General features: G+C 27.8%; 22 protein-coding genes. 5 read left to right on the top strand and 17 right to left on the bottom strand.

Features of this window, described 5'->3' with window-relative positions; all coding sequences use genetic code 11:
* Positions 1-44: 44 nt before the first annotated feature.
* The gene (locus TVTCOM_RS17410) at positions 45-356 is read right to left on the bottom strand and encodes a helix-turn-helix domain-containing protein (protein ID WP_434797515.1); all 312 of its coding nucleotides are present in this window, start codon (positions 354-356) and stop codon (positions 45-47) included.
* A 394-nt stretch (positions 357-750) separates the two neighbouring features.
* Between TVTCOM_RS17410 and TVTCOM_RS17415 the strand changes: the two genes are divergently transcribed.
* A complete protein-coding gene (locus TVTCOM_RS17415; RefSeq protein ID WP_434797516.1) occupies positions 751-1,857 on the top strand; it encodes a DEAD/DEAH box helicase in 1,107 nt (368 codons plus the stop codon).
* A gap of 39 nt (positions 1,858-1,896) precedes the next feature.
* Here TVTCOM_RS17415 and TVTCOM_RS17420 read toward each other — a convergent pair whose 3' ends face one another.
* From TVTCOM_RS17420 to TVTCOM_RS17430, 3 genes are all read right to left on the bottom strand, one after another.
* Positions 1,897-2,163, bottom strand: coding sequence for a hypothetical protein (locus TVTCOM_RS17420; RefSeq protein WP_434797517.1), 267 nt, complete (start codon positions 2,161-2,163; stop codon positions 1,897-1,899).
* Between the two features lie 117 nt (positions 2,164-2,280).
* Entirely contained in the window at positions 2,281-2,721 is a 441-nt protein-coding gene (locus TVTCOM_RS17425) for a YaiI/YqxD family protein (RefSeq protein ID WP_434797518.1), read from the bottom strand.
* Positions 2,722-2,753: 32 nt separating this feature from the next.
* A complete protein-coding gene (locus tag TVTCOM_RS17430) occupies positions 2,754-2,891 on the bottom strand; it encodes a hypothetical protein (protein ID WP_434797519.1) in 138 nt (45 codons plus the stop codon).
* A gap of 163 nt (positions 2,892-3,054) precedes the next feature.
* Between TVTCOM_RS17430 and TVTCOM_RS17435 the strand changes: the two genes are divergently transcribed.
* Positions 3,055-4,683, top strand: a complete 1,629-nt coding sequence (locus TVTCOM_RS17435) for an IS1182 family transposase (protein ID WP_434797079.1) — start codon at positions 3,055-3,057, stop codon at positions 4,681-4,683.
* Positions 4,684-4,874: 191 nt separating this feature from the next.
* Here the strand turns inward: TVTCOM_RS17435 and TVTCOM_RS17440 are convergent, their stop codons facing one another.
* The 3 genes from TVTCOM_RS17440 to TVTCOM_RS17450 are packed head-to-tail and all read right to left on the bottom strand — an operon-like array spanning position 4,875 to position 9,524.
* A complete protein-coding gene (locus tag TVTCOM_RS17440) occupies positions 4,875-6,731 on the bottom strand; it encodes an ABC transporter ATP-binding protein (protein WP_434797520.1) in 1,857 nt (618 codons plus the stop codon).
* Positions 6,724-9,027 (bottom strand): ABC transporter ATP-binding protein, encoded by a 2,304-nt coding sequence (locus TVTCOM_RS17445; RefSeq protein WP_434797521.1) that lies wholly within the window; start codon positions 9,025-9,027, stop codon positions 6,724-6,726. Before TVTCOM_RS17445 ends, TVTCOM_RS17440 begins: the two co-directional genes overlap by 8 nt.
* Before the next feature lie 29 nt (positions 9,028-9,056).
* Positions 9,057-9,524 (bottom strand): MarR family winged helix-turn-helix transcriptional regulator, encoded by a 468-nt coding sequence (locus TVTCOM_RS17450; RefSeq protein WP_434797522.1) that lies wholly within the window; start codon positions 9,522-9,524, stop codon positions 9,057-9,059.
* A 357-nt stretch (positions 9,525-9,881) separates the two neighbouring features.
* Between TVTCOM_RS17450 and TVTCOM_RS17455 the strand changes: the two genes are divergently transcribed.
* Both TVTCOM_RS17455 and TVTCOM_RS17460 read left to right on the top strand, forming a co-directional pair.
* Complete coding sequence (locus tag TVTCOM_RS17455; protein ID WP_434797523.1) at positions 9,882-10,607, top strand: hypothetical protein; 726 nt, start codon at positions 9,882-9,884, stop codon at positions 10,605-10,607.
* Between the two features lie 187 nt (positions 10,608-10,794).
* Positions 10,795-12,126: a CoA-disulfide reductase gene (locus TVTCOM_RS17460; protein ID WP_434797524.1), complete on the top strand. Its 1,332-nt coding sequence runs from the start codon at positions 10,795-10,797 to the stop codon at positions 12,124-12,126.
* Positions 12,127-12,248: 122 nt separating this feature from the next.
* Here TVTCOM_RS17460 and ilvA read toward each other — a convergent pair whose 3' ends face one another.
* Entirely contained in the window at positions 12,249-13,466 is a 1,218-nt protein-coding gene (gene ilvA / locus TVTCOM_RS17465) for a threonine ammonia-lyase (RefSeq protein ID WP_434797525.1), read from the bottom strand.
* A 400-nt stretch (positions 13,467-13,866) separates the two neighbouring features.
* Positions 13,867-14,037 (bottom strand): (2Fe-2S)-binding protein, encoded by a 171-nt coding sequence (locus TVTCOM_RS17470; protein ID WP_434797526.1) that lies wholly within the window; start codon positions 14,035-14,037, stop codon positions 13,867-13,869.
* A 152-nt stretch (positions 14,038-14,189) separates the two neighbouring features.
* Here TVTCOM_RS17470 and TVTCOM_RS17475 point away from each other — a divergent pair, with 152 nt between their 5' ends.
* A complete protein-coding gene (locus TVTCOM_RS17475; RefSeq protein ID WP_434797527.1) occupies positions 14,190-14,615 on the top strand; it encodes a putative ABC transporter permease in 426 nt (141 codons plus the stop codon).
* A 346-nt stretch (positions 14,616-14,961) separates the two neighbouring features.
* Here TVTCOM_RS17475 and TVTCOM_RS17480 read toward each other — a convergent pair whose 3' ends face one another.
* From TVTCOM_RS17480 to TVTCOM_RS17515, 8 genes are all read right to left on the bottom strand, one after another.
* Positions 14,962-15,927, bottom strand: a complete 966-nt coding sequence (locus TVTCOM_RS17480) for a replication-relaxation family protein (RefSeq protein WP_434797528.1) — start codon at positions 15,925-15,927, stop codon at positions 14,962-14,964.
* Between the two features lie 240 nt (positions 15,928-16,167).
* A complete protein-coding gene (locus TVTCOM_RS17485) occupies positions 16,168-17,133 on the bottom strand; it encodes an SPFH domain-containing protein (protein ID WP_434797529.1) in 966 nt (321 codons plus the stop codon).
* Between the two features lie 12 nt (positions 17,134-17,145).
* The gene (locus TVTCOM_RS17490; protein ID WP_434797530.1) at positions 17,146-18,252 is read right to left on the bottom strand and encodes a hypothetical protein; all 1,107 of its coding nucleotides are present in this window, start codon (positions 18,250-18,252) and stop codon (positions 17,146-17,148) included.
* Positions 18,253-18,328: 76 nt separating this feature from the next.
* A complete protein-coding gene (locus TVTCOM_RS17495; RefSeq protein WP_434797531.1) occupies positions 18,329-19,018 on the bottom strand; it encodes a PspA/IM30 family protein in 690 nt (229 codons plus the stop codon).
* Between the two features lie 404 nt (positions 19,019-19,422).
* Complete coding sequence (locus tag TVTCOM_RS17500) at positions 19,423-21,099, bottom strand: formate--tetrahydrofolate ligase (RefSeq protein ID WP_434797532.1); 1,677 nt, start codon at positions 21,097-21,099, stop codon at positions 19,423-19,425.
* A gap of 285 nt (positions 21,100-21,384) precedes the next feature.
* The gene (locus TVTCOM_RS17505) at positions 21,385-23,505 is read right to left on the bottom strand and encodes a glucose PTS transporter subunit IIA (RefSeq protein WP_434797533.1); all 2,121 of its coding nucleotides are present in this window, start codon (positions 23,503-23,505) and stop codon (positions 21,385-21,387) included.
* Between the two features lie 257 nt (positions 23,506-23,762).
* Positions 23,763-24,518 carry a hypothetical protein gene (locus tag TVTCOM_RS17510; protein WP_434797534.1) on the bottom strand — a complete coding sequence of 252 codons (756 nt, stop codon included), beginning with the start codon at positions 24,516-24,518 and terminating at the stop codon, positions 23,763-23,765.
* Between the two features lie 122 nt (positions 24,519-24,640).
* Positions 24,641-26,377 carry a bifunctional diguanylate cyclase/phosphohydrolase gene (locus TVTCOM_RS17515; protein WP_434797535.1) on the bottom strand — a complete coding sequence of 579 codons (1,737 nt, stop codon included), beginning with the start codon at positions 26,375-26,377 and terminating at the stop codon, positions 24,641-24,643.
* Positions 26,378-26,423: the final 46 nt, after the last annotated feature.

The raw sequence follows: 26,423 nt of genomic DNA on the forward strand, positions 1-26,423 counted from the left end.
AGTAATATATAGAAATATAAAATCATAATAATTTAAGTCTTTAATTAGTCATATAATCCATTTAAAACTCTACAAACCGTTGCTTTACTCCATGAAGTTTCTTTTGATATTTCTCTGTAACTAAGTCCGTTATTTCTTAATTCTTTTATCTGCTCAATATCTGAATCCTTAATTTGTTTTTCTTTTGGTTTCAGATTGTTTCTTAACAATCTTAAATGCTCAATCTCTTCTTTTAAACTCTCTATTTCCATTTGTTTTACTCTTAATTTTTCTTCGTAAGTATCTCTCATTTCATTAAACTCTTTAATATAATTAACTTTCCAACCATCTTGTGATTTTGTTTTAAATAATCCCATTTTATTACACCTCTATTCATTTTTATTTCCTTCAATATAAGATAATTTCTTTATTTCCAACGAAATTCCTTGTAATTTACAAGTAAAATCATTCTAAAAATTAGTCTAAAATTCAACCTTTTTTATTAATTTTCAAAATATTATTTTGTTTTTCTATGAATTAAGAGTATCTTCTTGGTTAAATATTAAAATAATAATATTTAATTTATATTCACGTAGGATTTTATTCTTGCAATGTGATATTATAAGTTAGATAAAAAATATATAAAATTAACTTCCCTTTACACACTATATATCTTTCCTATGATTTAAACTAATATATGGGAACTTTTCCTTAGATATATTTGTTGCTCAAAATTTAGAGAAGTAAAATTTATAAAGAGAGGTCGTAAATATGAATTTTAAAGAATTAGGCATAGGTAATGACTTAGTAAATGAGTTAAATCAAATGGGAATAAAAGCTCCTACACCTATACAAGAAGAAGCTATTCCTTTAATTTTAAATAAAAAAGATATAATTGCTCAATCTCAAACTGGTACAGGTAAAACTTTTGCTTTCTTATTACCAATGTTTGAAAATATTAATCCAAAAGAAAATAATATTCAGGGATTAATTATTACTCCAACTAGAGAACTTGCTATTCAAATAAGTGAAGCAGCTCAAAAATTAAATAAAGCTAAAGAAATAAATATATTAGCTGCTTACGGAGGTAAAGATATAAAATCTCAATTAAATAAACTAAAAAGAAATATTCATTTAATAATTGCTACTCCAGGTAGACTTTTAGATCATTTAGATAGAGATTCTGTAAATCTTAGTAAGTTAAAAACTCTTGTTATTGATGAGGCTGATCAAATGCTTTTAATGGGATTCAAAAATGAAATGGAAGCTATTATAAAAGAAACTAATAAAAAAAGACAAACTTTATGTTTTTCAGCTACAATGGATTCTGATGTAAAGAAATTAGCTTTCAGACATACAAAGGAGCCTGTTGAAATAACAATAAAGAGTAAAGAAATAACTTTAGACAGTATTAGACAGGAAGTTGTAGAAACTACAGATAGACATAAAAAAGAAGCTTTATGTAAAGTGTTAAATGAAGATAATCCATTTATGGCAATTATTTTCTGTAGAACAAAAAGAAGAGTTGATGCTTTAGAAGAGGCTCTTTCTATTGATGGCTATAATTGTGAAAAATTACATAGCGATATTTCTCAACCTAAGCGTGAAAGAATAATGAAATCTTTTAGAAAAGCTGATATTCAGTATCTAATTGCTACGGATGTAGCCTCTAGAGGCCTTGATATTACTGGTATTACCCATATTTACAACTATGATATACCAGAAACTAGCGAAGATTATATTCATCGTATAGGTAGAACTGGTAGAGCTGGAGAAGATGGTTATACTTGTATGTTTGTTGACCCTAAAAATACTAGAACCTTAGAAGAAATTGAAAGTGACATTAAATATAAAATTCCTAGAAGAGTTTTAGAATAAGTTTAATATAAAAAGCCTATCTAATTTCAGATAGGTTTTTTAATTATGATCAATCATAAATTTTAATTTGATGCATAAATCATGCTTACATAAATCTATCAACTTGTAAGCAACGTGATTTTTCGGTTCATTATCATCTTCATCTTTATCTATTCCTACGGATACTATTTTTTGCTTTTCATAATCAAATTTAATATTAATATTGGGTGTATAAAAGTCTTTTATATCCACAGAAAAGTCATATAGTTTATCTTCTTTATTACTTTCAATACTCTTAATTACTAAATGTTTATTTTCAAATAACAAATTATCACCTTCCTTATATAATCTATATTTTCCAAACTTAGTAGATTTATAAATAAAAAATTAGTTAAAACAAAAATAGTATTAGTTTATTTATTATTACTATTTTCATACATCTGTTTATTTTAAGATTTTTCTGCAAACTTCAACTAAAGTCTTTTCAAAATTAATATTATCTTCGCTAGATCTTTTCTTAGGCCCTTTAACTCTACCCCCACTTTTTCTAATTTTTTTAGATATATGTCTGCTATAAAGTAACCTATCCATATTGTCATTGTTATAGATTAAACCATTTTGATTTATAACATAAGATGCTTTATTAATGGCCATTGCTGCTAAACCATAATCTTGAGTTATAACAATATCTTCTTTTTGAACATAATTTATAAGGGCAAAATCAACAGAATCTGCTCCTTTTGAAAATACCATTGTCTTTGCTCCTTCTTTATTGAAAACATGAGAAGTATCACACATTATAATAACATCTATATTAAATTGTTTTGATACTTTTATTGTTAAATCTATTACTGGACATCCATCTCCATCAATTAATATCTTCATATTGCCTCCTATCTTTTAATCATTATTTTCAACTAAATAACATAATGCTTGATATTTACACCTTTTTCTCTTACATAAACTTCCACTGATATATTATTTTTCACAATAGGTACTACTAATAATACTAATATTGATGCAATAGTCAAAATAAGTATAATTTTATTATACAAAACTAAATAATAATTTAGGTACTTTTTTCCTTATATACATGTTCTTTATATTTTTAAAAATAAAAAAGGGGCTGTCGCACTAAAAAAATAGGGCGATGCCCTTTTTGCATAAAAAAATAAATCCCAAGTTCAAAAGATCTTGGGATTTTTGTATAATTATTTTATGACCAAACAAAATATTATACAAATTGATTATACTAAGTATGGTGATAATTATCAATTAAAATTACCACTAGAGATTGATTATTTAATTCCAAAAGATGATTCAGTGAGGTTATTAAGTCAAACTATAGAGGAGATGAATTTAGAAAAGTTATATCAGACTTATTCTCGAATTAGAGAAAATACAATAACCCCAAGAGAAATGTTAAAAATCATTGTTTACGGATATATGAATAGCTTATATTCTTCAAGAAAAATAGAAAATGCATGCAAAAGAGATGTTAATTTTATGTATCTTTTAGGCGGAGCCTCCGCTCCAGATCATTCAACAATTGCCAGATTTCGTAGTATACATTTCGCACCAGTATCTGAAGAATTACTTGCCCAATTAGCAAATATGCTTGCAGATAAAAATGAAATTTCAAAAGAAACAATATTTATAGATGGTACTAAAATAGAAGCGTCATCTAATAGATATACTTTTGTTTGGAAAAAAGCTGTAACAAAAAATATGCAAAAAATGATGGATAAAATACCTAATTTCGTTTTAAAATGTGAACAAGATTTTGGTATCAAATTAATTTATAAAAACAAAATCAAAATGCATCATCTAAAAAAATTACTAAAAAAACTTAAGAAAATAGCAAATGAAGAAGATGTTGTATTTGTTTATGGTAAAGGTAAAAGAAAATCGCCTATTCAAAAATCTATTGAAGAATTAGATAGCTATATTGATAGATTAAAAAAATACACTAAAGATTTACATATAATGGGTGAACGTAATAGCTACTCTAAAACAGATAAAGATGCCACTTTCATGAGAATGAAGGAAGATCATATGAAAAATGGTCAATTAAAACCTGCTTACAACGTTCAGTTTGGAGTTGATTCTGAATATATAGTCTGGATAAGTGCAGGACCTCAACCAGCTGACACAACTACTCTAATACCATTTTTACAAAATGCAGAGTCATATTTAAGTTTTAAATATCCTAAAGTAATAACTGATTCAGGATATGAAAGTGAAGAAAACTATGTACATCTAGAAAAAAATGGACAACAATCATTTATAAAACCAGCTAATTATGAAATTAGTAAAACAAGAAAATATAAAAATGATATTGGTAGAATGGATAATATGTCTTACAACGATAAAGATGACTATTATCTATGTAAAAACAATAAGAAATTAACTGTTACTAGCACAAAAACCAGAAAAAGTACAACTGGATACAAGTGTGAAATAACTTGTTATATGTGCGAAGATTGTAAAGGATGTCAATTTAAAACTAAATGCATTAAAGGAAATAACTGTAAAACTCCTTTAGAAGATAGAACTAAAAAACTTAATATTTCAAAAGTATTTAATGAAAAACGTAAAGGAAATTTACAAAGAATAGTGAGTACCGAAGGTATTCAACTAAGAATGAATAGAAGTATTCAAGCCGAAGGAGCATTCGCTCAAATAAAACAAAACATGGAATTTAGAAGGTTTTTATGTAAAGGTGAAAAAAATATTTTAGCGGAATGTATTTTATTAGGAATGGCTTATAACATAAATAAATTGCATAATAAAATACAAAATGGAAAATGTAAAACATCCCTTCATCCTTTAAAGAAAATCGCTTAATTTTAATATAGATAGCTAAAAAAACGGTATTTCAAATACCTTTATTTGTCATGCTTATTTTTAGTAAATATAAGTGAAATAAAATTATTTTCAGTAGTTTTGAGTTTTAAATAAGTAAAAAGGAGCTATCGCCCAACGATTTTTCAATCGTTTATGCGACAGCCTCTTTTGTTCTTTATATATAATTATATTTACATAGCTTCTTTATCTGCAAATTGCGAATTATATAGATTTGCATAGAAACCATCTTTTGCTAATAATTCTTCATGACTTCCTTGTTCAACAATATCTCCATCATTAATAACTAATATTAAATCTGAATTTCTTATAGTAGATAATCTGTGGGCAATTACGAAACTAGTTCTTCCTTCCATTAAATTATCCATAGCTTGTTGTATTAAAAGTTCAGTTCTTGTATCAACAGAACTTGTCGCTTCATCTAATATTAATATTTTAGGATCTGCCAATATGGCACGAGCTATAGTTAATAATTGTTTTTGACCTTGTGATATATTACTTGATTCTTCATTCAATAACATATTGTATCCATCTGGTAAAGTTTTTATAAAGTGATGAACATGAGCTGCTTTAGCCGCATTTATTACTTCATCATCACTGGCATTTAATCTACCATATCTAATATTTTCTTTTATTGAACCACTAAATAACCAAGTGTCTTGAAGAACCATTCCAAATAATTCTCTAAGCTCACCTCTGTTGAAATCTTTAACATCATGACCATCTACAAGTATAGCTCCAGAGTTTACGTCATAAAATCTCATTAGTAGTTTTATCATAGTTGTTTTACCTGCTCCTGTAGGTCCAACTAAGGCAACTTTTTGTCCTGGTTTTACATGAGCTGTAAAGTCTTTAATTATAGTTCTATCTTTATCATATCCAAACTTAACATTTTCAAAATCAACTCTACCTTCTAATCCTTCTATACTTACAGGATTTTCTACAGTTACATCTTCTTCCTCTTCATTTAGGAATTCAAATACTCTCTCAGCTGCGGCTGCAGTAGATTGTAATTGATTTGATATTTGAGCCATTTGTGCTATTGGTTGATTAAAACTTCTTACGTATTGAATAAATGACTGTATATCTCCTACTTCAATTCTATTTTTTATAACTAAGTATCCACCAAGTATTGAAACAACAACATAACTTAAATTTCCAACAAACATCATTATAGGTTGCATTGTACTTGATAAAAATTGAGCTCTCCATGCTGAATCATATAATTTATTATTAATTTTATTAAACTCTTTTATAGATTCTTCTTCTACATTAAAAGCTTGAACTACTGTATGACCACCGTATAATTCTTCCACCTGACCATTAACATGACCTAAGTATTCTTGTTGACTCTTAAAATATTTTTGAGATTTCTTAATAACAAAAGAAATTATAAATAATGATATTGGTATAACTACTAATGCACTAACAGTCATAAGTACACTTATAGTTAACATCATTATTAATACTCCTACTAAAGTAGTAACAGATGTTATTATTTGCGTTAAACTTTGATTTAAACTCATTGCTAAAGTATCTATATCATTTGTGAACCTTGATAATACTTCTCCATGAGTTTTTGTATCAAAATATTTCATAGGTAATCTATTTATTTTTTTCACTAATTCATCTCTAAGGTTATATGCCACTTTTTGAGAAATACTACTCATTACATACCCTTGTACAAATGAGAATACAGCACTTACTATATATAATATAACTAAAGCTATTAATATTCTTTTTATAGCTTCAAAATCTATTCCAGTACCTTCCCCAGATACTTTACCAACCAATCCATTAAATATTTCAGTAGTAGCTTTACCTAATATTTTGGGGCCAATTACTGAAAATGTAACACTTCCTATGGCAAATATAAATACTATTATTATTGATAATTTATATTCAGCTAGATAAGACATTAGTGTTCTCATTGTTCCTTTGAAGTCTTTTGCTTTTTCTACTGGTCCTCCCATTGCATGACCACCCATAGGTCCTCTTGGTCCTCTTGGTCTATTTCCTTCTCTACTCATTTTCTAACTCCTCCTTTGAAAGTTGTGATAATGCTATTTCTCTATAGATTTCACAATTTTTTAGAAGTTCTTTATGCGTTCCTATTTCAACTACTTTTCCTTCATCTAATACTACGATTTGATCTGCATCTAAAATAGTATTTATTCTTTGAGCAACTATTAAAACTGTACTATCTTTAGTTTCTGTCTTTAATTCTTTACGAAGTTTTGCATCTGTTTTAAAATCTAGAGCAGAGAAACTATCATCAAATATAAATATTTCTGGATCTTTTGCTATTGCCCTGGCAATAGATAATCTTTGTTTCTGACCACCTGATACGTTTGATCCACCTTGGGCTATTTCAGAATCAAATTTATCTTCCTTATCATTTATAAAATCTATTGATTGAGCTATTCTTGCTGCTTTTATTATTTCTTCTTCTGTAGCATCTTTTTTACCATATCTTAAGTTTGAATCAATTGTTCCAGAGAATAATACTCCTTTTTGCGGAACATAACCAATTTTTTTTCTTAAGTCACGAAGCGATACATTTTTTATATTAGTTCCATCAACTTTAATTTCACCTTCTGTAACATCATGAAATCTTGGTATTAAATTAATCAGTGTAGACTTACCACTTCCCGTACTTCCAATAAATGCTGTTATTTCACCTGGTTTTGCAGTAAAGTTAATATCATGTAATATCTTTTCATCTGCATCTGGGTACTTAAATGAAACATTTTTAAATTCAACCAAACCTTTTTTATTGCTATCAAAAGATTTAGGATTTTTATCTTCTTTAATTATTATATCTTTGTCTAATACTTCATTTATACGTTTTGCTGAAACTGCTGCTCTTGGCAACATAACAGAAACCATTGATATCATTAAGAATGACATTACTATTTGCATTGTATATTGAATAAATGCCATCATATCTCCAACTTGCATTGCTCCAGTATCGATATTTTTTGCACCTACCCAAACTGTTAATACTGATATAACGTTCATAATAAGCATCATAGTTGGCATCATACAAGACATCATTCTATTAACAAACATATTTACTTTAGTTAAATCTGTATTAACTTCATCAAATCTTTTTTCTTCAAATCTTTCTGTGCTAAATGCACGTATAACAGGAAGTCCTGTTAGTATTTCTCTTGTTACTAAATTCAATTTATCTACTAAGTTTTGTAATAATTTAAATCTAGGCATTACTGTTGAGAATAATATTCCTACTATTATAACAACACCTACAACTGCCACACCTATAATCCATGCCATTGATGTATTTGTATTCAGTGCTTTGTATATACCTCCAAGGGCCATAAATGGTGCATAAAATACCATTCTTAACATCATAACCATCATTTGTTGTATTTGTTGTATATCATTTGTACTACGTGTTATTAATGATGCTGTGGAAAACTCATTCATTTCTTTACTAGAAAATCTCATTACTTTTTCAAATGTTTTAGATCTTAAAGTACGACCTAAAGATGCACCTACCTTTGATGCTAAAAATCCTACTGTAATAGCTGCTATCACACTTAATACAGTAATTCCAATCATTATTGCTCCTGTAGTAAGTATGTACTTTGTTTGGAGACTTCCAGTATCTATACCAATTTCACTGTATTCATTCTTAACAAAAGATACAGCACCCTGACTGATCATTGCATCTGGTAAATCAACAAGTTGTTTATCAATTTCTTTAATCATGTCATTTCTTTGATCTTTTGTCATCGACTCTAATATAGTAAACGTATCCATATTTTCTAAATTAGTATTCATTGAAGAATTCGGCACATTACCTTGCGGAATGTTTTGTGATGCCATATTAGATGTCATGTTCTTTTTCATTTGTTCTTGAATCATTTTACTTGATTCATCATCGCTTTCTAATCCATATAGAATTAATTCTGGCTTACCAAGTAGATTATCCAATTTTGATAAGGTATCTTCTTTATCTGTATTTAATAAATATAAATCTTCTTTATCTAAGGCTGGATATGATTCTTTGTATTTATTAAATTCATCGCTACTTAAAGAATCTTTACTTAATAATTTATAATTATCTACTATAGTATTTTTATTTTTATCGCTCATAAAAATAAAAAGTTTATCCATTTGACTTTTTCTTATTACCTCTGGAACAGAATTTTCTATTCCTCCTTGTTGTATACCTATATTAATAATATTTGAAGTATAAGTAGGTAAAGATAGTTCACAACTTGCTTGGCCTGCTAAAAGTAATATAATAATAAAAATTATAAAACTTGAATTTTTTAAATGCTTAAATATTTTTAACATCTTCTCTCCCTTTCTTCATTTTTATGATTTTATTTCTCCGACTGTAATTCTTCTATAACATCATAAAGTTTTCCAAACAGACGTATTAAATTATCTGTATCTTCTTCCCCCATTTTTTCGATTACTTGACAAGTAAAGTTTTCAAATTTTCTATTTTGATCCTTTAGAAACTCCTCTCCTTCTTTAGTTAGCTTAACATATACAACTCTTCTGTCACTTTTGTTAGAAACCCTTTCAATATATCCTTTTTCCTCCATAACATTTAACATCTTTGATGTAGCCGGCTTCGTAATACACAAATCTTTCGTTAATTGCGATGTTTTCATCCCATAATAATTTGCATCTTCTTTATTACTTAAACAATCATTATAAATAACCTTCATTGTCATAAGCATACCCGGTTGAAATTCTTGAGATTTTTTATGTTTATGACCTAGCTTTTTTATTTTTCCTATAGAATCTAAAAACTCTTTAGATTTTTTTTGTAGCGTACTCATTTCTTTCATCCCTTTCCGTTTATTTTAGTTATCCATAATAATAGTTAACCAAGGCAACTATTATTATAGGAAACTTTTCCTGTTTAGTCAAGTTAAATTTCACATTGTTAATACAATAACATTCTTAATGATATAATATACTATTATTTCATTATTATTTGCATTTATATCCTATGAATAATATGTTTTTGATGTTTTAAATATTTTGTATTTTGTATATTTTAAGTAATTCCTTGTATTTTATTTTCATTGATGACTTTTTAGAATAATTGGTAATTTTTTCACATTTGTTAGTTGTAAATGATATAATTATGTTAGATATATTTTTTTATTTTTTATAAGGGTGGTTGATGAGTTATGAAGTTTGATTGTTTTTATTATCCTATTTTAAGCAACAATGGGTGTGTAGCTAAATGTACTGAAGGAATTCGTAGTTTTAATTTTGGAGATAAGGTTCCTACAAAAACCTTATATTACAACTATAATTCTAGCTTTGTTATCTTCCAAAATAGTAAGCTATTTATTGTTGAAGATGGTATCCTAAAAGAAGAAGCTAATATAGATGATCTTAAGTTCCCATTAAAAATCATATTTAATCATGGGACTCAATTAATAATTGGTAAAAAATCAGATCTATCATCTATAAGATTACTAGTACCTGGATTTTTTGAAGACGAAAAATATTTAGGTGAGTTATTTTTCTTGTCAGAAGTTTATACAAGAAGAATAAGAGATGCTCAATATTATGTAATGAATGACCTTACTAATTCAGTAAGAGATGTTAAATACCTTAACGATGAAATTCACAAAGCAACAGAAGGCTTACTAAACCAATTAAGAGTCATACAAGAAAAATTCATGAAATTAATTGAAGATAAACCTTCTTTAATTGATGATTATCTAAAGTATATGAACTTTCATAGTGAAGAAGATATGTTACAAATTGGAATTAATGAGTATTTTGAAGAAGATACACAACAATATAATGAATATAGAAAAAATTCTTTAATATACAATAAAAAGCCTATCTATCCTAAATTCAAATTAGAACATCTAGTAAGCTCAATTAATAAATATAAATAGATTTCATAAGATATAAAAAGCTATATCAAAGCAAATTTATTGTTCTGATATAGCTTTTTAAATTAAGATATCTTAATTTATTATATTTTTCTTATATAAATCTTGTAATTAGATTATTTATGCTCTTTTCAGGGTATTATCATAATGATAAAATAAATATAATAATTTACACCTAAAGGAGATAAAAATGAAAATTGTTATAATAGGAGCTGTAGCTGCAGGTATGTCTGCTGCTGCAAAATTAAAAAGAATAAAGCCTGATTATGAGATTATAGTATATGAAAAAACTGATATAGTGTCTTTTGGAGCTTGCGGTCTTCCTTATTATGTGGGCGGATTTTTCCAGGATTCTAATATGATGATTGCAAGAGAAAAGTCAAAATTCATAGAATCAGGAATAGATTTAAGAACTTTTAAAGAAGTTATAGATATTAATACTGATAGCAAAATTCTTACTATAAAAGATTCTTTAACTGAAGAAGTTTTCACAGATAATTATGATAAATTAATGATTGCCACTGGAGCAAGTAGTATTATGCCTTCTTTTGATAAAACATATGAAAATTTAACTACTTTAAAAGATATGAATGATGGCATAAAACTTAGAGAGTTAATGCATAAAGAAGCAAATAACAATATAGTTATCGTAGGAGCTGGTTTTATAGGAATAGAAACTATTGAAGCTGCTAAAAGATTAAATAAAAATATTCATTTAGTAGGTAGAAGTAATAGAGTTTTAAATAAGGTATTTGATAAAGAAATTACGGATTTATTAGAAGAAGAATTAAGAAAAAATAATATACATTTACATCTTGGTGAAACTGTTAAAGAATATGTTGGAAATAATAAAATCACAAAAATCATAACGAATAATGGTGAAATAGATACTGATTTAGTAGTTATTGCCATAGGTGTAAAGCCTAATACTTCATTCTTAAAAAACACAAAGATAGATATGCTTCATAATGGCGCTATAGTAGTTGACGAGCATGGTAGAACATCAGTTAAAGATGTTTATTCTGCAGGAGATTGTGCAACTATAAAAAATATAGTTACTAACGAAGATATGTACGTTCCTTTAGCTACTGGAGCAAACAAACTAGGTAGAATTGTAGGAGAAAATTTAGGTGGAATGGATTCTTCTTTTCCTGGTTCTTTAGCTTCTAGTTGTATAAAAGTTTTAGATATGGAAGCTGCTGTTACTGGCCTTACAGAAGAAAAAGCTAAGTCACTTAATATTGATTACAAAACTAAATGCATAACTAATTATAACCAAACACACTACTATCCAGGTCGCGAAAAATTATTAGTTAAATTAGTTTATCATGCAAAAACTAAAGTTATCCTTGGAGGTCAAATAGCTGGATATAAAGATGCTGTTCAAAGAGCTAATGTAATAGCTACAGCCATTACAGCAGGTATGACTACAGAGCAACTTGGTATGCTAGATTTATGCTATGCACCTCCCTTTGCAACTACATGGGATGTTTTAAATGTTGCAGGAAATGTAAGTAAATAATTTAGTAGGAAATTTATGAATCAAATGATATTTTAAATATAATAAAAAATATTAAATAATAAAAAGACTATCATATTGATAGTCTTTTTATCTATATTTTATTCCCTAATAACTATATATTTTTATAATTCAGTTACTTTAAATCCAGCTGCTTCTATTTCACTTCTTATTTTAGCTATATGATCATGATCAAATGTTTCAAGTATGAACTCTGCTGATTGTTTTCCTATAGCTCCACCAGAAGATAATCTTGTTTGATTAGCATTTAATATATTTGCATTATTTTCGCTTATTATTTTTATTAATTGTAAGAATCCACCTGGCTTGTCAGTCATTATTGTAGAGAATGAATATCTTCTTCCTTCTTTAGCTAAACCTGCACCTATAACTCTGTATAATGTGTTAACATCTACATTACCACCAGAAACTATACAAACAACTTTTTCCCCTGAAGCTGGTTGATATTTTTTAGATAATAAGGCTGCTGTTGAAACTGCTCCAGCACCTTCAGAAACTATTTTTTGATGTTCTAATAAGAATAACATTCCTTGAGCTATTTCTTCTTCAGTTACAGTTATTACTTCATCAACTAATTCTTTTATTATTTCAAAAGTAGCATCTCCTGGAGTTTTAACAGCTATACCATCAGCTATTGTAGCAGCATGGAAAGCAGTTGTAACTTCTCCATTTTTTACTGATTCTTGCATTGAAGGTATATTTGCAGTTTGAACGCCTACTACTTTTACATTTGGGTTTAAAGCTTTTGCAGCTACTGCAACACCAGCTATTATTCCCCCACCACCAATTGGGCAAAGTATAGTGTCTACTTCATTATTTAATTGTTCAAATATTTCTAAAGAAATTGTTCCTTGGCCAGCCATTACATACTCGTTGTTAAATGGATGTATGAAAGTAGCACCAGTTTCTTTTTGTATTTCTACAGCTTTTGCATAAGCGTCATCATAAACTTCCCCGTTTAATACAACTTCTGCTCCGTATCCTCTAGTTGCAGAAACCTTTGCAAGAGGTGCAGTAGCAGGCATTACTATTGTAGCTTTTATCCCAGTCATTTGTGATCCTAATGCAACACCTTGAGCATGGTTTCCAGCACTTGAAGCTATAACACCGTTCGCTTTTTGCTCATCAGTTAAATTTGCTATTGTGTTAACAGCCCCTCTTACTTTGAAAGATCCTGTCTTTTGTAAGTTTTCACATTTGTAAAAAACGTTTGCACCTGTCATTTCACTTAAAGTTTTGCTTTCTAAAACAGGAGTTTCTTTAACTACACCTTTAATAGTTTCTTGAGCTTTTTTTACATCATTTAAAGTAACTTTTAACATATTAATCTTCCCTCTCTTTTGTATATATAATAAAATGTTTTGCACTAGTAAAACATTTTCCCCATCTATTCCTTAGTACGAATTTATTATACAATAATTATGTGAAAATATCAAACAACTTTATTTTATGTCACCAATAAAAATTATCCATATCATTTTCTTATTATATTTTGAATATTTAGCATATTTTTTAAGTTGGCTTCAATACTTAATTGGAGAAATTAACCATGCTATAAAGCAGAACTTTTTACCAAGTATTTACATATAAATATCCTTAAATTACCAGAATAATTCATTGATTTTAGGGTAGTTTTTGTATGATTTTTAATATATGTTTTTAATTTATATATACATAGTACTAAAGGGACTTTAAAGTCCCTTGAGTACTATGTATTAATCATTATAATACTTCATTAAGTGCTTCTTCAATTTCACAATCACATCCACAACAGATTGTTCCCGCCTCAGTGATTTCTTTTATATCGTCTACTGTTTTAGCTCCTCTAGCTACAGCACTTTTTATATCTTCTAATGAAGTTCCCATGCAATCGCATACTATTCTATCTGACATTACAATTACCTCCTGATTGTCTTTTGTAATATATATTTACCCCTTATTTATTTTATCTAAACAAAACTTATTACTTATTTTGCCATGTATGTTAATTCATTGGTTAGAAAAAATAATTACTAATATTAACAAATTTATAAGGAGTAAAATCTATGAAAATTTTAAATACCACACTAAAATATTTAACATTATTTCTCATAGGAGGTATCACCTATTATTTCATTGAAATTGCTTATAGAGGATATTCCCATTTTTCAATGGTAATAGTAGGTGGTCTTTGCTTTATACTTATAGGATCTATAAATGAGTTATCAAATAAAGAAATTCCTTTATTACTTCAAATGTTAATTTCTGTACTTCTTGTTGATATTGTAGAATTGATTTCAGGAATTATAATAAATAGAATATTATTATTAAATGTATGGGATTATTCACAACTAAAATATAATTATTTAGGCCAAATATCATTAAATAGTTCTATTGCTTGGTTTTTTTTGTCACTTTTCGCCATATATATGGATGATTTATTAAGATATGTTATTTTTAAAGAAAAAAAACCAAGATACAAATTTCTATAAAAAAATAAAGCCCTGCTACGAGGGTACAGGGCTTAAGGTTTATAATGATAGATAAAAGAGTGTGAGGGAATCTATCATTATACGGGTATTTAAGTAAATTATTAAGCTAGTCTTTCTATGTTTTAATAATACCTTATTAATATGAATTTAATGTAAATTTTTTATGAATGAATGTAGAATTTTAGCTATATATGCTTTTTATTCTATTTTTCAAAAATATTTACTTTAGTTTATTAGAAAATAACATACTCTTATTTTTAAATAATAACAGTTTAAAATTTAAAAAAGATTTTAATAATAAAAATATCACCATGAATAAAATTTATCCATGGTGATATTTTTATTATCATTTAAATAAGAATGAAAATAAGTTCTTTTTACTTTGCTTTTCCTCTAATGCAAAGAATGCTTCTTCTAAGTTATATAGTAATATTCTATCGTAAGTAAATATTATCTTTATATTAACTTCCTCTTGTCTGCTTTTAATCATACTCATAATTTCTAACATATGATCATAAGATTCTCCTTGTACTATTAAGCCTGGTCTATCACTAAATTTGATATTTAAATTATCATAATGCTCAATTACATTCTCATACCTACGTAATTTGTTTAAAAATTCTTCGTCCCAGTTATCTGTTTTTCTAATAACTTCAACTAAATATGTTTTTCCATTACTAGTTAATATTGACTGAGGTCTCACTATGCAATTTCTTATATTTTCATTTAAAATTATTTTGGATACTTTAAACTCTGTATCTTTATCCATCACTTGCGTTAATAGTTGATTTGATGCTAGTAAACACTTAATTTTTGCAGTTTTAATTTCACTTACATATCCTTGCGAATATGTTTTCCTATCTAATGCTCTTAAAAGTCCTATTCCATGATAACCTAAGTAGTACGCTTTATATGAACTCGTACTATTTTCTGATACAAACTCAATTTGTTTTATAAAACTTTTTTCCTTCAATCTTGTTAGTTTTCGAGCTACAGATTTTGATTCTATTTTCGCCTCACCTTTATTTAGGTACGTAGTAATTTGTAAAGAAGTTGCAAAAACTAAATTATTAATGGCAAATAATATCATCTTTTCAACCTCACCAATATGACCCTTTTCTAATAAAAAATCTACTTCTGATTTTGATGTAGTCCTCTTGGGTCTATTAACCTTATGATTGTCCCCTTTATAAGATGCAAATGGTGATAATTTTGTTTCAACATACTCTTTACTTAAATTTTTTAAATCAATCGCTGTACAGTATTTACCTATAGGTGAAACTAATTCTGTACTTTTTCTTTTGTTCCTCATAATACTCCCCCCCTGATGTGTCTAGGAAACATAATTAATACTTCCATTAAATAGCATATTTATATTATAATATTTTTTAATATATTTTACATTTATAATTATTTAAAATTAAATAAAATTTTTATTTTTCGTTTAATTTAGTAAGATATATTATTAATTTACATAAATCAAATAGATTTTTAGTTTAAATAGATAACAATAAAAAGATATAAGTTAAATTTAACTTATATCTTTTTATTGTTATCCTAATTTTGTTCCACAATTTGGACAGAAGTTTGATCCTTCATTTTTTGTACCACAGTTAGGACAGAAATTAGTTTTTTTTCCCCCAGATGAACTTTCTTGAGTTTCATTATTTTTTGGTTTATTATTCATGTTATTAACCATTTGTTGGCCCATCATCATTCCAACTTGCATTCCTGCCATGTCAGAAGCTATAGAACCTCCAGATCCGTCTTTTGATAAAGAGTCTGCCATGGCAACTTGAGTATATTTATTTATATCACCGATCATACTATGAGATGCAGCTTTTGTAGCCATTTCTTGTATTTCTTTTGGATATGACACACTTGATATAGCAAAGTTAGTAATAGCTATTCCTACCTTCTCCATTTCCATATCTAAGTCTTCTTGTATTCCCTTAGATATTTCAAATGCATTTGCTTGAAGATTAAAAATATCCTTTCCTTCTTTTACTATCCATTTCATAATAACCTGATCTAACATAGACATAATACGTGACTTTACATCTTCTATTGTAAATTGTTTTTTGATACCTGCAATTTTATCAATTAGTACTTCATAATCTGATATTTTACAGCAGAATGTTCCAAAAGATTTTATTGGCATTCCTCCTGGAAGACCTGGCGCAGGTATATTAATAGCATTTTTTGTACCCCATTTCACTGTTAATTCCTTTGTATTAACAAATAAAATTTCAGCTCTAATACCACTATTAAATCCAAATCTAAATCCTTTTAATGTTGATAAAAAAGGAATTATTTCTGATTCCATGTCAAAGCTTCCCTCATCTTTAAAAATCCCTTCGATTTTACCATTATACATAAAGATAGCATCTTGACCCATTCTAACAACTAATTTACTACCTTTTTTTATTTCTTTATTGTCCCATTTCCAAAATAGCATGTCATCTCTAAATTCTTCCCATTCAACTACATTGGAAAATTGGTTACTAAATAGTCCCATAATACTAACCTCCTAAAACATTATTTCTTCCAAAGAAGAAACAGTTTCGTCTTTAACTAATTCACTATACTGAATTTTTTTGTCATTATTATAACTCACATCTTTATCTGATGATGCTAAATAAATTCCTAATAATATACCTAATATTAATATAACTATGGCTGCAATTTTAATAGGGCTCTTTGGATATTCGCCTTTAATTTTCCCAGTTTCTCCATTTATTAAAACATTATATTGTTTATCTTTGTATGTATAAGCAGTTGAATAAACAGGTATAAAAATATGTTTATATGTTTCATCTGAATAAGAAGTATGAAGCCTTACTGAACGAACCCTATCATAACGTCTTAACACATCTCTTTCTGCCATATAATGAATATCATTTCTCATTTTATTCACGGCATCACTGTGCGCATCCTTCAAATCTATCGTATATATTTCTGAACAATAACCTGACATATAATCTGGTGAGTATGATGCCACATCCTTTGTATTGTATGGCTCAATCCATCCTAAAAGATTTTCGCTTAATTTATTTGATGCTCTAACTAAAACATCATCAAAAAAATAATCTATATGCCCACTAGTAGGATACCAATTTGTTTCTATTCTTGTATGTTTTTCACCTTCACTATCTTCATATTCCACTTCATAATCAATTCCACCCATTGCAGTATAGTTAGTACTTGTATCTGCATCAAATGTCCAATACGGCATGTAGATTCCTTGAACCTTATCCTTTTGATATAAAGTTTTCAAAACATTTGGAGCAAGCCACCTTTTTTTAATCCATTGACTAAATATAGATTCTATATCATACTTATCTATTTTAAAAGGGATTACACCATCAGGAATTATGGACTCAATTTGCTTTTGAGATAAAACATAATGAGATCCACAATATGGGCAAGTAGTTGCAGTACTAGTTGCGTCAACCTCTACCATAGCTCCACATCCTTCACATTCCATACTTGTAGACGTTTTTTCTTCTACTTTTATTGTTTTAATTGCATGAATATCAAGATTATGTTCTATAACATCCTCTGGATTATTTTCTATTTCAACTTCAGTGCCACAGTTAGGACATTTTAGAGCTTGAGCCATGGCGTTAAATTCCATAACTCCCCCGCATCCTTCACAATAATAAGACTTACTTATAAAAATCACCCCCATAAAACATAATCTTTTAAAAATTTTATAATCCTAGTTTATTTTTTAAAGCTTGTAATTCATCATCTACTTCAGAATTACTTTCTTTATTATCATCATATTTACTCATTAAATCTTCTATACTCTCTTTTTCATTTGAAGAATTTAATTCAGCCATGGCATTGGCTTCATCTAACTGTCTATTTATCTTATCTTCCATTTTATCAAAAGCAGATAAATTTCCTTTTGCTCCATTTACACTTGAACCAATTTTATTTAATCTTTCTTGTGTTTTAGCAACTGCTAGCTTAGCTTTTAGTTGATCTCTTCTTGCATTTAATTCACCTATATCTTTAATAAGTTTATCATGCATACTTCTCATTTTTGTAGCATTGTCTGCAGCTATATCATAAGATTGTTGTAAACTTTGTTGATTTTTAGATAATTGAGTTTTCTTTTCTAAAAACAGTTTTGCATCAGATTCATTTCCTGCTATTAAAGCCTTTTCTGCATATTTTTGCATTTTATTTATCTGTTCATTGCATTCATCTAACTCTCTTTTAGATCTTTTTTCTTCAGCCATTACAGATGCAGTTTCAGCTTTAACTTTTCCCAGATCACTTTCTAAATTTCTTAAATATTGATCAATCATTTTTGATGGATCTTCTGCCTTATCCAATAATGCATTAATGTTTGAAGACATTATATCTTTGAATCTTGTTATTATACCTGCCATTTAAAACCCTCCTATTTACAACTTTTTAATATGTAATAATTATTTAAAAACTTAGGATAATATGCCTACTTTTATAAATAATATTAATATAAAAAGTATACCATATTACTTATAATTCTTTACAAGTTTAAACAAAAAAGTTGAACTCTATAAGGGGTCAACTTAAATATTTTCTAAAAATCAATTTTTATTTCTTGCCAAATTTTTCATTTAACATAAAAATCACTAATACACCTATGCTAATCCATAAAATCAAAATATTATCATCTATTATTTTTGGTGCTTCTTTAGCATATATTATTCATTCCCAAATAATTATGTGTAAAAAATAAAGCAGCAATAGACTATACTATTGCTACTTCTAATTATATTATTAATAATATGAACTTTATCATTTAACTAATTTAGAATAATCCAACTACTTCACCATTTTCATCAATATCAATTCTTTCGGCTGCTGGTATTTTAGGTAATCCTGGCATTTTCATAATATCTCCTGTTAAAGCTATTATAAATCCAGCTCCAGCACTTATATTAATTTTTCTAACTGTTATTCTAAATTTTTCTGGTCTTCCTAACTTGGAAGGGTCATCTGTTAATGAATATTGAGTTTTTGCCATACATATAGGAAGATTATTAAATCCTAATTTTTCTAAATTGGCAATTTCTTTTTCTGCTTCCTTAGTAAAATCTACACCTTCAGCTCCATATATTTTAGTAGCTATTTCATTTATTTTTTCTTTTACACTTCCTTCTAGTGAATACGCATATTCAAAATTATTTTCTTCTTGGCAAAGTCTTACTACTTCTTTAGCAAGGTCTATTCCACCTTCTCCACCTTTTGCCCATACTTGTGATAAAACCACATTTACACCTAAATCATTGCATCTTTCCTTTATTAAGTCAATTTCCTCTTGACTATCTGTTGGGAACTCGTTAATTGCAACGACTGCAGGTAACTTAAATACTTGCTTAATATTTTCAACATGCTTTAATAAATTTGGCAATCCAGCTTCTAAAGCTTGTAAATTTGTATCATTTAAGTTAGATTTATCCACTCCACCATTATATTTTAAAGCTCTTACAGTAACTACAATTACTACCGCATCTGGTTTTATATCAGCCATTCTGCATTTTATATCTAAGAATTTTTCCGCCCCTAAATCTGCTCCAAATCCGCCTTCTGTTACAACATAGTCTGCAAAATTCATAGCCATTTTTGTAGCTATTATAGAATTACATCCATGAGCTATATTAGCAAATGGTCCTCCATGAACAAGTGCTGGTGTTCCTTCTAATGTTTGAACTAAATTAGGTTTCAAAGCATCTTTTAGTAAAGCCGCCATTGCACCATTAGCATTTAATTCTTTAGCTGTTACAGGTAAATTTCCATAAGTATATCCAATAATTATATTCCCTAACTTTTCTTTTAGTTCACTAATATTATTAGCTAAACAGAAAACAGCCATAACTTCCGATGCTACAGTTATATCAAATCCATCTTCTCTAACTATACCATCAACTTTTCTTCCCATACCACAAACTATATTTCTTAATTGCCTATCATTCATATCTACACATCTTCTCCAAGTTATAGTTCTTGGATCAATATTTAATTTATTACCTTGATGTATATGATTGTCTATCATTGCTGCTAATAAATTATTTGCTGCTCCTATTGCGTGAAAATCGCCTGTAAAGTGTAAGTTTATATCTTCCATTGGTATAACTTGAGCATAGCCTCCACCAGCAGCTCCACCTTTCATCCCGAATACAGGTCCTAAAGAAGGCTCTCGTAGTGCAACGATTGAGTTTTTGCCAATTTTTCGTAAACCATCTGCTAAACCTATTGTTGTTGTAGTCTTTCCTTCTCCTGCTGGAGTTGGATTTATTGCTGTAGTTAAAATTAACTTACCTTGTTTATCTTTTCTATGTGTTTTCAATAAGTTATAATCAATCTTAGCCTTATATTTCCCATAAAATTCTAATTCATCTTCATTTAGGCCTAATTTTTTACCTATTTCTCCAATATGTAGAGGTTTTGATTCCTGCGCTATTTCTATATCTGATTTAAAAGTCATTACATTTATCCTCCAATATATTACAATTATTTAACTATATTATAAAATAATTTGTAAAAATAGTATATATATATAACGCATTTTATGAACATTTTTATTATTTTTATATTTTAAGTACGTTATTTTATGAACTTTTTTTACAATATAACTTTATTTAATATCATTTATACCCTTCCTATAATTTTTCACACTAATTAAGTATAATTATGGTGTAAATAATAAATTTTATATTTCACACTTTTAATAAAAAAAAGATGTAGGTATTAAAACCTACATCTTTATAAACTATCTCACTGATATTAATTTATCTTTTTGCTTTACTGCACCTTTAGCTATAGCTTCCACATCTTCATAACTATCTGTATTAGTAACTATTACAGGAGTAACAGTTGGATATCCAGCTTCTTTTATTTTTTCTATATCAAATTCTACTAAAAGATCTCCTGCCTTAACTTGGTCACCTGCTTTAACATGAGTAATAAAATGTTTCCCATTTAGTTTTACAGTATCTAAACCTATGTGTATTAGTATTTCTACACCCTTGTCCGAAGTTAATCCTACTGCATGTTTTGTATCAAATACTGTTGAAACCACTCCATCCACTGGTGATACTGCTCTACCAACAGTTGGCTCTATTGCAACACCTTTTCCTAACATACCTTCAGAGAACACTCCATCTCCTACTTCTTCTAAAGCTATGGCATTACCTTCTATAGGAGCTACAATTATAGAATTATTTCCAACTTTATCTTCTTTTTTTTCTTTCTTTGTTTCTACTACATCTAAATCTGCTGCAACCTCAAGATTAACACCGCTTTCTATAAAATCTTCTAAGTTTGATTTTATAACTGTTACCCTTGGTCCATATATAACTTGTATTCCATTACCTTTTATTATAACACCTGCTGCTCCACTTGATTTTAGTAAAGATTCACTTACCTTAGAAGAATCTTTTACAGTAACACGAAGTCTTGTAGCACAACAGTCTAAATCACTTAAATTATCTTGTCCACCTAAGCCTTTTAATATCATAGCTGATATCTTATCATCTTGATTTGATGAGCTTGCTAAACTTCCTTCTTTTCTAGCATTTACATCTGCTCTTGTATATAATTTTACTTCTTCTTCATCATCATCTCTACCAGGAGTTTTGAAGTTAAATTTCTTAATTAAGAAAGTAAATAAGAAATAGTAAACTGCAAAGTATATTAAACCAACCCATACTATATTTAGCCAATGAGTTTTAGCATTTCCTTGTAATATACCAAATAATGTTAAGTCTATTAAACCTCCAGAGAATGTCATACCAACTCCAACATTTAGTATGTGCATTATCATATAAGCTGCTCCTGCAAATACTGAGTGTATTACATATAATATTGGGGCAACAAATAAGAATGTAAATTCAATTGGCTCAGTTATACCTGTTAACATTGCTGTTAATGCTGCTGATAATAGTAAACCTCCAACAACTTTACGCTTTTCTGGTTTAGCACATTTATACATTGCAAGTGCTGCACCTGGTAAACCAAATATCATAAGTGGGAATTTACCAGACATAAATCTAGTAGCTTCTACACTAAATTGTGAAGTAGATGGATCTGCTAGTTGTGCAAAGAATATATTTTGAGCACCTTCTATTAGTTGTCCTCCTACCATTGCAGTACCACCAACAGCAGTTTGCCAGAATGGTAAGTAGAATACGTGATGAAGTCCAAATGGTATTAAAGCTCTTTCCATAAATCCATATACCCAAGTTCCTGCATATCCTGAACTTTGTACTATATTACCAACTGAATAAATAGCACTTTGTACATTTGGCCATATAAAGAACATTAATATACCAACAAATAAATAAGTTATTGCAGATATAATTGGAACAAATCTAGTTCCTCCAAAGAATGACAGTACTTGTGGTAATTCGATTTTGTAGAAACGATTATGTAACGCCGCTACACCAAGTCCTACTATCATACCTCCAAATACACCCATTTGAAGTGAGTTTATACCTAATACACTTGCCGTAGAACCAGCTAGCATAGCTTCTGTTCCACCGTTAATATTTATCATTGCACCAATAGAAGCATGCATTATTAAGAATGCTATAGCTCCAGATAAAGCTGCTACTTCTTTTTCTTTTTTAGCCATACCTATTGCAACACCCATTGCAAATAATAATGGTAAGTTCGCAAATACAATATCTCCTGCATTACTTAAAACTGTTAAAAATGCATTTATAGGCGTACCTGGTCCCATAATGCCCATTAACCCATAAGCGTTTAGCATTGTTTCATTAGTGAATGATCCACCAATTCCTAAAAATAAACCTGCTACTGGTAAAATAGCTATTGGTAGCATAAACGATCTACCTACACGTTGTAAAACACCAAATATTTTGTCCTTCATTAATTTCGGCCTCTCCCTTATTTAATATTTAATATTATATAATCGTTTTCACAATCATATATAGTTTACTTTAATTTCTATATTGATACTATCATAGCTTGAATAGTCATGTCAATATTTTAATGCAACCGTTTGCACTATTTTTTTTATATTTATATTTATTTTTTTTTATATCTGAATTATATATAATTTACCCATTTTATTTAATTTTAAACAAAATAAGTGCTCATAATAAGCACTTATTTATCATATTATTTTTATTTTGACAATAACTCCAACATATCCTCCAGTTCATCATAAGGCATTTTATTTAAAGACATACAATTATATAGTAATGTTCCCACTCCTTGAACTTTTATTTTAGAAGGATTTATTTGAACAACATCTAAAACTAACTTTCCACTTCCATTTAGTATTGATTTTTGTATCATATCTAGCGTATCTTGTAGCATCCCTAGTAGTTTATAATCTCTTATACCTAATTTAGTATAGTCTTCTCTCTGTAATATTGGAATTTGAATAGTTTGAGAAATTACATACATATTTAGTAATTTAATTTGACAATAAGTTAATTGTCTAGATAATTTTATTAATCTATTACATTCATCTCTGTCTAGATTATCTTTAAACATTATATTTCCAAGTAAATATCCATAATACTTTAACTTACTTTCTTCATGTTCATTTCTAGAAGATATAACTATTCCATTTGTTATTTCTTCAACTAAACATTGTTTATTTATATCTTCAACAAAAAAAATATCTTCTCTAATCAAATTATTATTATCCAAATTTTCTTTTATTATTTCTAATGAATAGTTCAAGGTAATTAATATTTTTTTTATTTCTTTAGATGTATATATGTTATCATATATATCATTTATAAAACTTTCATATAGTTTTTCTATTTCATCATTATAATCTTTAAGTTGTAATGTATTCAATATGTTTCTAATATTACTAGTTAACTTGTCATTTGATTCAAATATGTATTTAACTCCTAATTCTCCCATTTTTTCATCCCCCTTGAATATATTTTCACAAACTAAGCTTAACTTAATTGTAGCAAAAACATTTTAATAAACAATATAAAAAGCTTTCTAAAAATCATATTATTTTTAGAAAGCTTTTTATATTAGGCACTTCTATTAACTTCGTCCATTAATGGCAAAATATTCTTTAATCCTTCTGGTTTCTTTTGCTTTATCATATCGCTTTGAAGCATATCTATAAATTTAGATACTAATTCCACATCAAAATGAGTCCCTGCACATTTTTTCAACTCTATAATTGCTTGATTATAGTCTTTTCTTATATTATAAGGTCTTTTTGATGTCATGGCATCAAAGCTATCTATTACAGTAAGTACCCTTGCTAAATAAGGAATTTGATCTCCTTTTAGGTTACTTGGATATCCACTTCCATCATATTTTTCATGATGATGTTTTATTACAGGTACAACAACATTAAACTCTTTTATATTACTTACCAAATCAGCTCCTAGTGTTGGGTGTTGTTTTAAAACATTAAACTCACTTTGAGATAATTTTTCTCTTTTATTTAATAATTCTTTTGATATTTCTAATTTTCCTATATCATGCAAGTAAGCAGCTAAAAGCAAATCTTTTTTTGATTGCTCTTCCATTTGTAAATATGTGGCAAACTTCTTAGCATAAATAACTACTCTTTCTGAATGGCCGTAAGTATACTTATCTTTTTTATTTATTTTATTCAACATACTAGCAATAGATTCTAAGGTTTTTTTGTCAATGCTATTGTCTATTTCATCCAATATATTATAATATCTTTCAACACGATTTTTATCAAAAGATTTTGCTCTATATAAAGCATTATCTGCAAGTTCAATTAATTGCTTTTTATTTTTAGCAACATTTGGATAAGTAGATACACCAATAGAAACTGTTATATGCTTATTAGGCTGATATTCTTGACCTTTAAAATATGTTTGTTGTATATTTTGACGAATTAACTCTCCTAAGTTTAACGCTGCTTCTTCAGTCTGATCATATAATATAACAGCAAATTCTTCTCCACCGTAACGAGTTACTACACCAAGATTATCAACTGTATTTCTTAAAATTTCACCTAATCTTGTAAGAAGCCAATCTCCCTTTTGATGTCCATTTACGTCATTATAATTTTTAAAATTATCTATATCCATAAACAATAAAGAAACTTCTTTGTCTTCTTTTTGAGAGTTAGTTATATACGAATCTAATACATCTTGAAAGCTTCTATGATTTAATAAACCTGTAAGCCCATCTTTTACTGCTAATTCTTTCAATTTTAAATTATAATCACTTTCAATATTAATATATAAAGAAAGAATAAAAGATGTTATTAATAAGGAACTTATTAATATTATATCACCTTCTAAATGTCTGGCTGTGTCCATATATTTAATTAACGTGTAGTCTACGTTTACTAGATTAAATGATAGAATTATTATAGATACAGCTACAGCTATAGCAAAACTAATTTCTTTTTTATACTGAATAGAGGATATTAATATAATAATTGTACTAATGTATTTAAAAGAGCTATTTTGACCTCCTGTTTTTGTCATTAGAATAATAAATAATCCTAAGATTATAATAATTTCTATAGCATTATAAAATGTAGGCATATTAGTAAAGTTTTTTTCTGTATCTTCATACATCATTTTTGAACAAAATATCATAAATGGAACCATACAACATGCAAAAAAAAGTATATAACCTATACCTTTTGAATCTAATGTTACATTATAATAACTTATAATATTTAAAGTTGCTAATATAATATATAAAAACTTTAATCCTATTAAAATTTCTAGTATTTTTAATCTTCTTTCATAATCAAATTTATTCATATGTATTCACCTATGCATATAATAAAAATTTATAGAATATTATATC

The sequence above is a fragment of the Terrisporobacter vanillatitrophus genome, from assembly GCF_051148895.1.
In the GTDB taxonomy this organism is placed as follows: Bacteria; Bacillota; Clostridia; order Peptostreptococcales; family Peptostreptococcaceae; genus Terrisporobacter; species Terrisporobacter vanillatitrophus.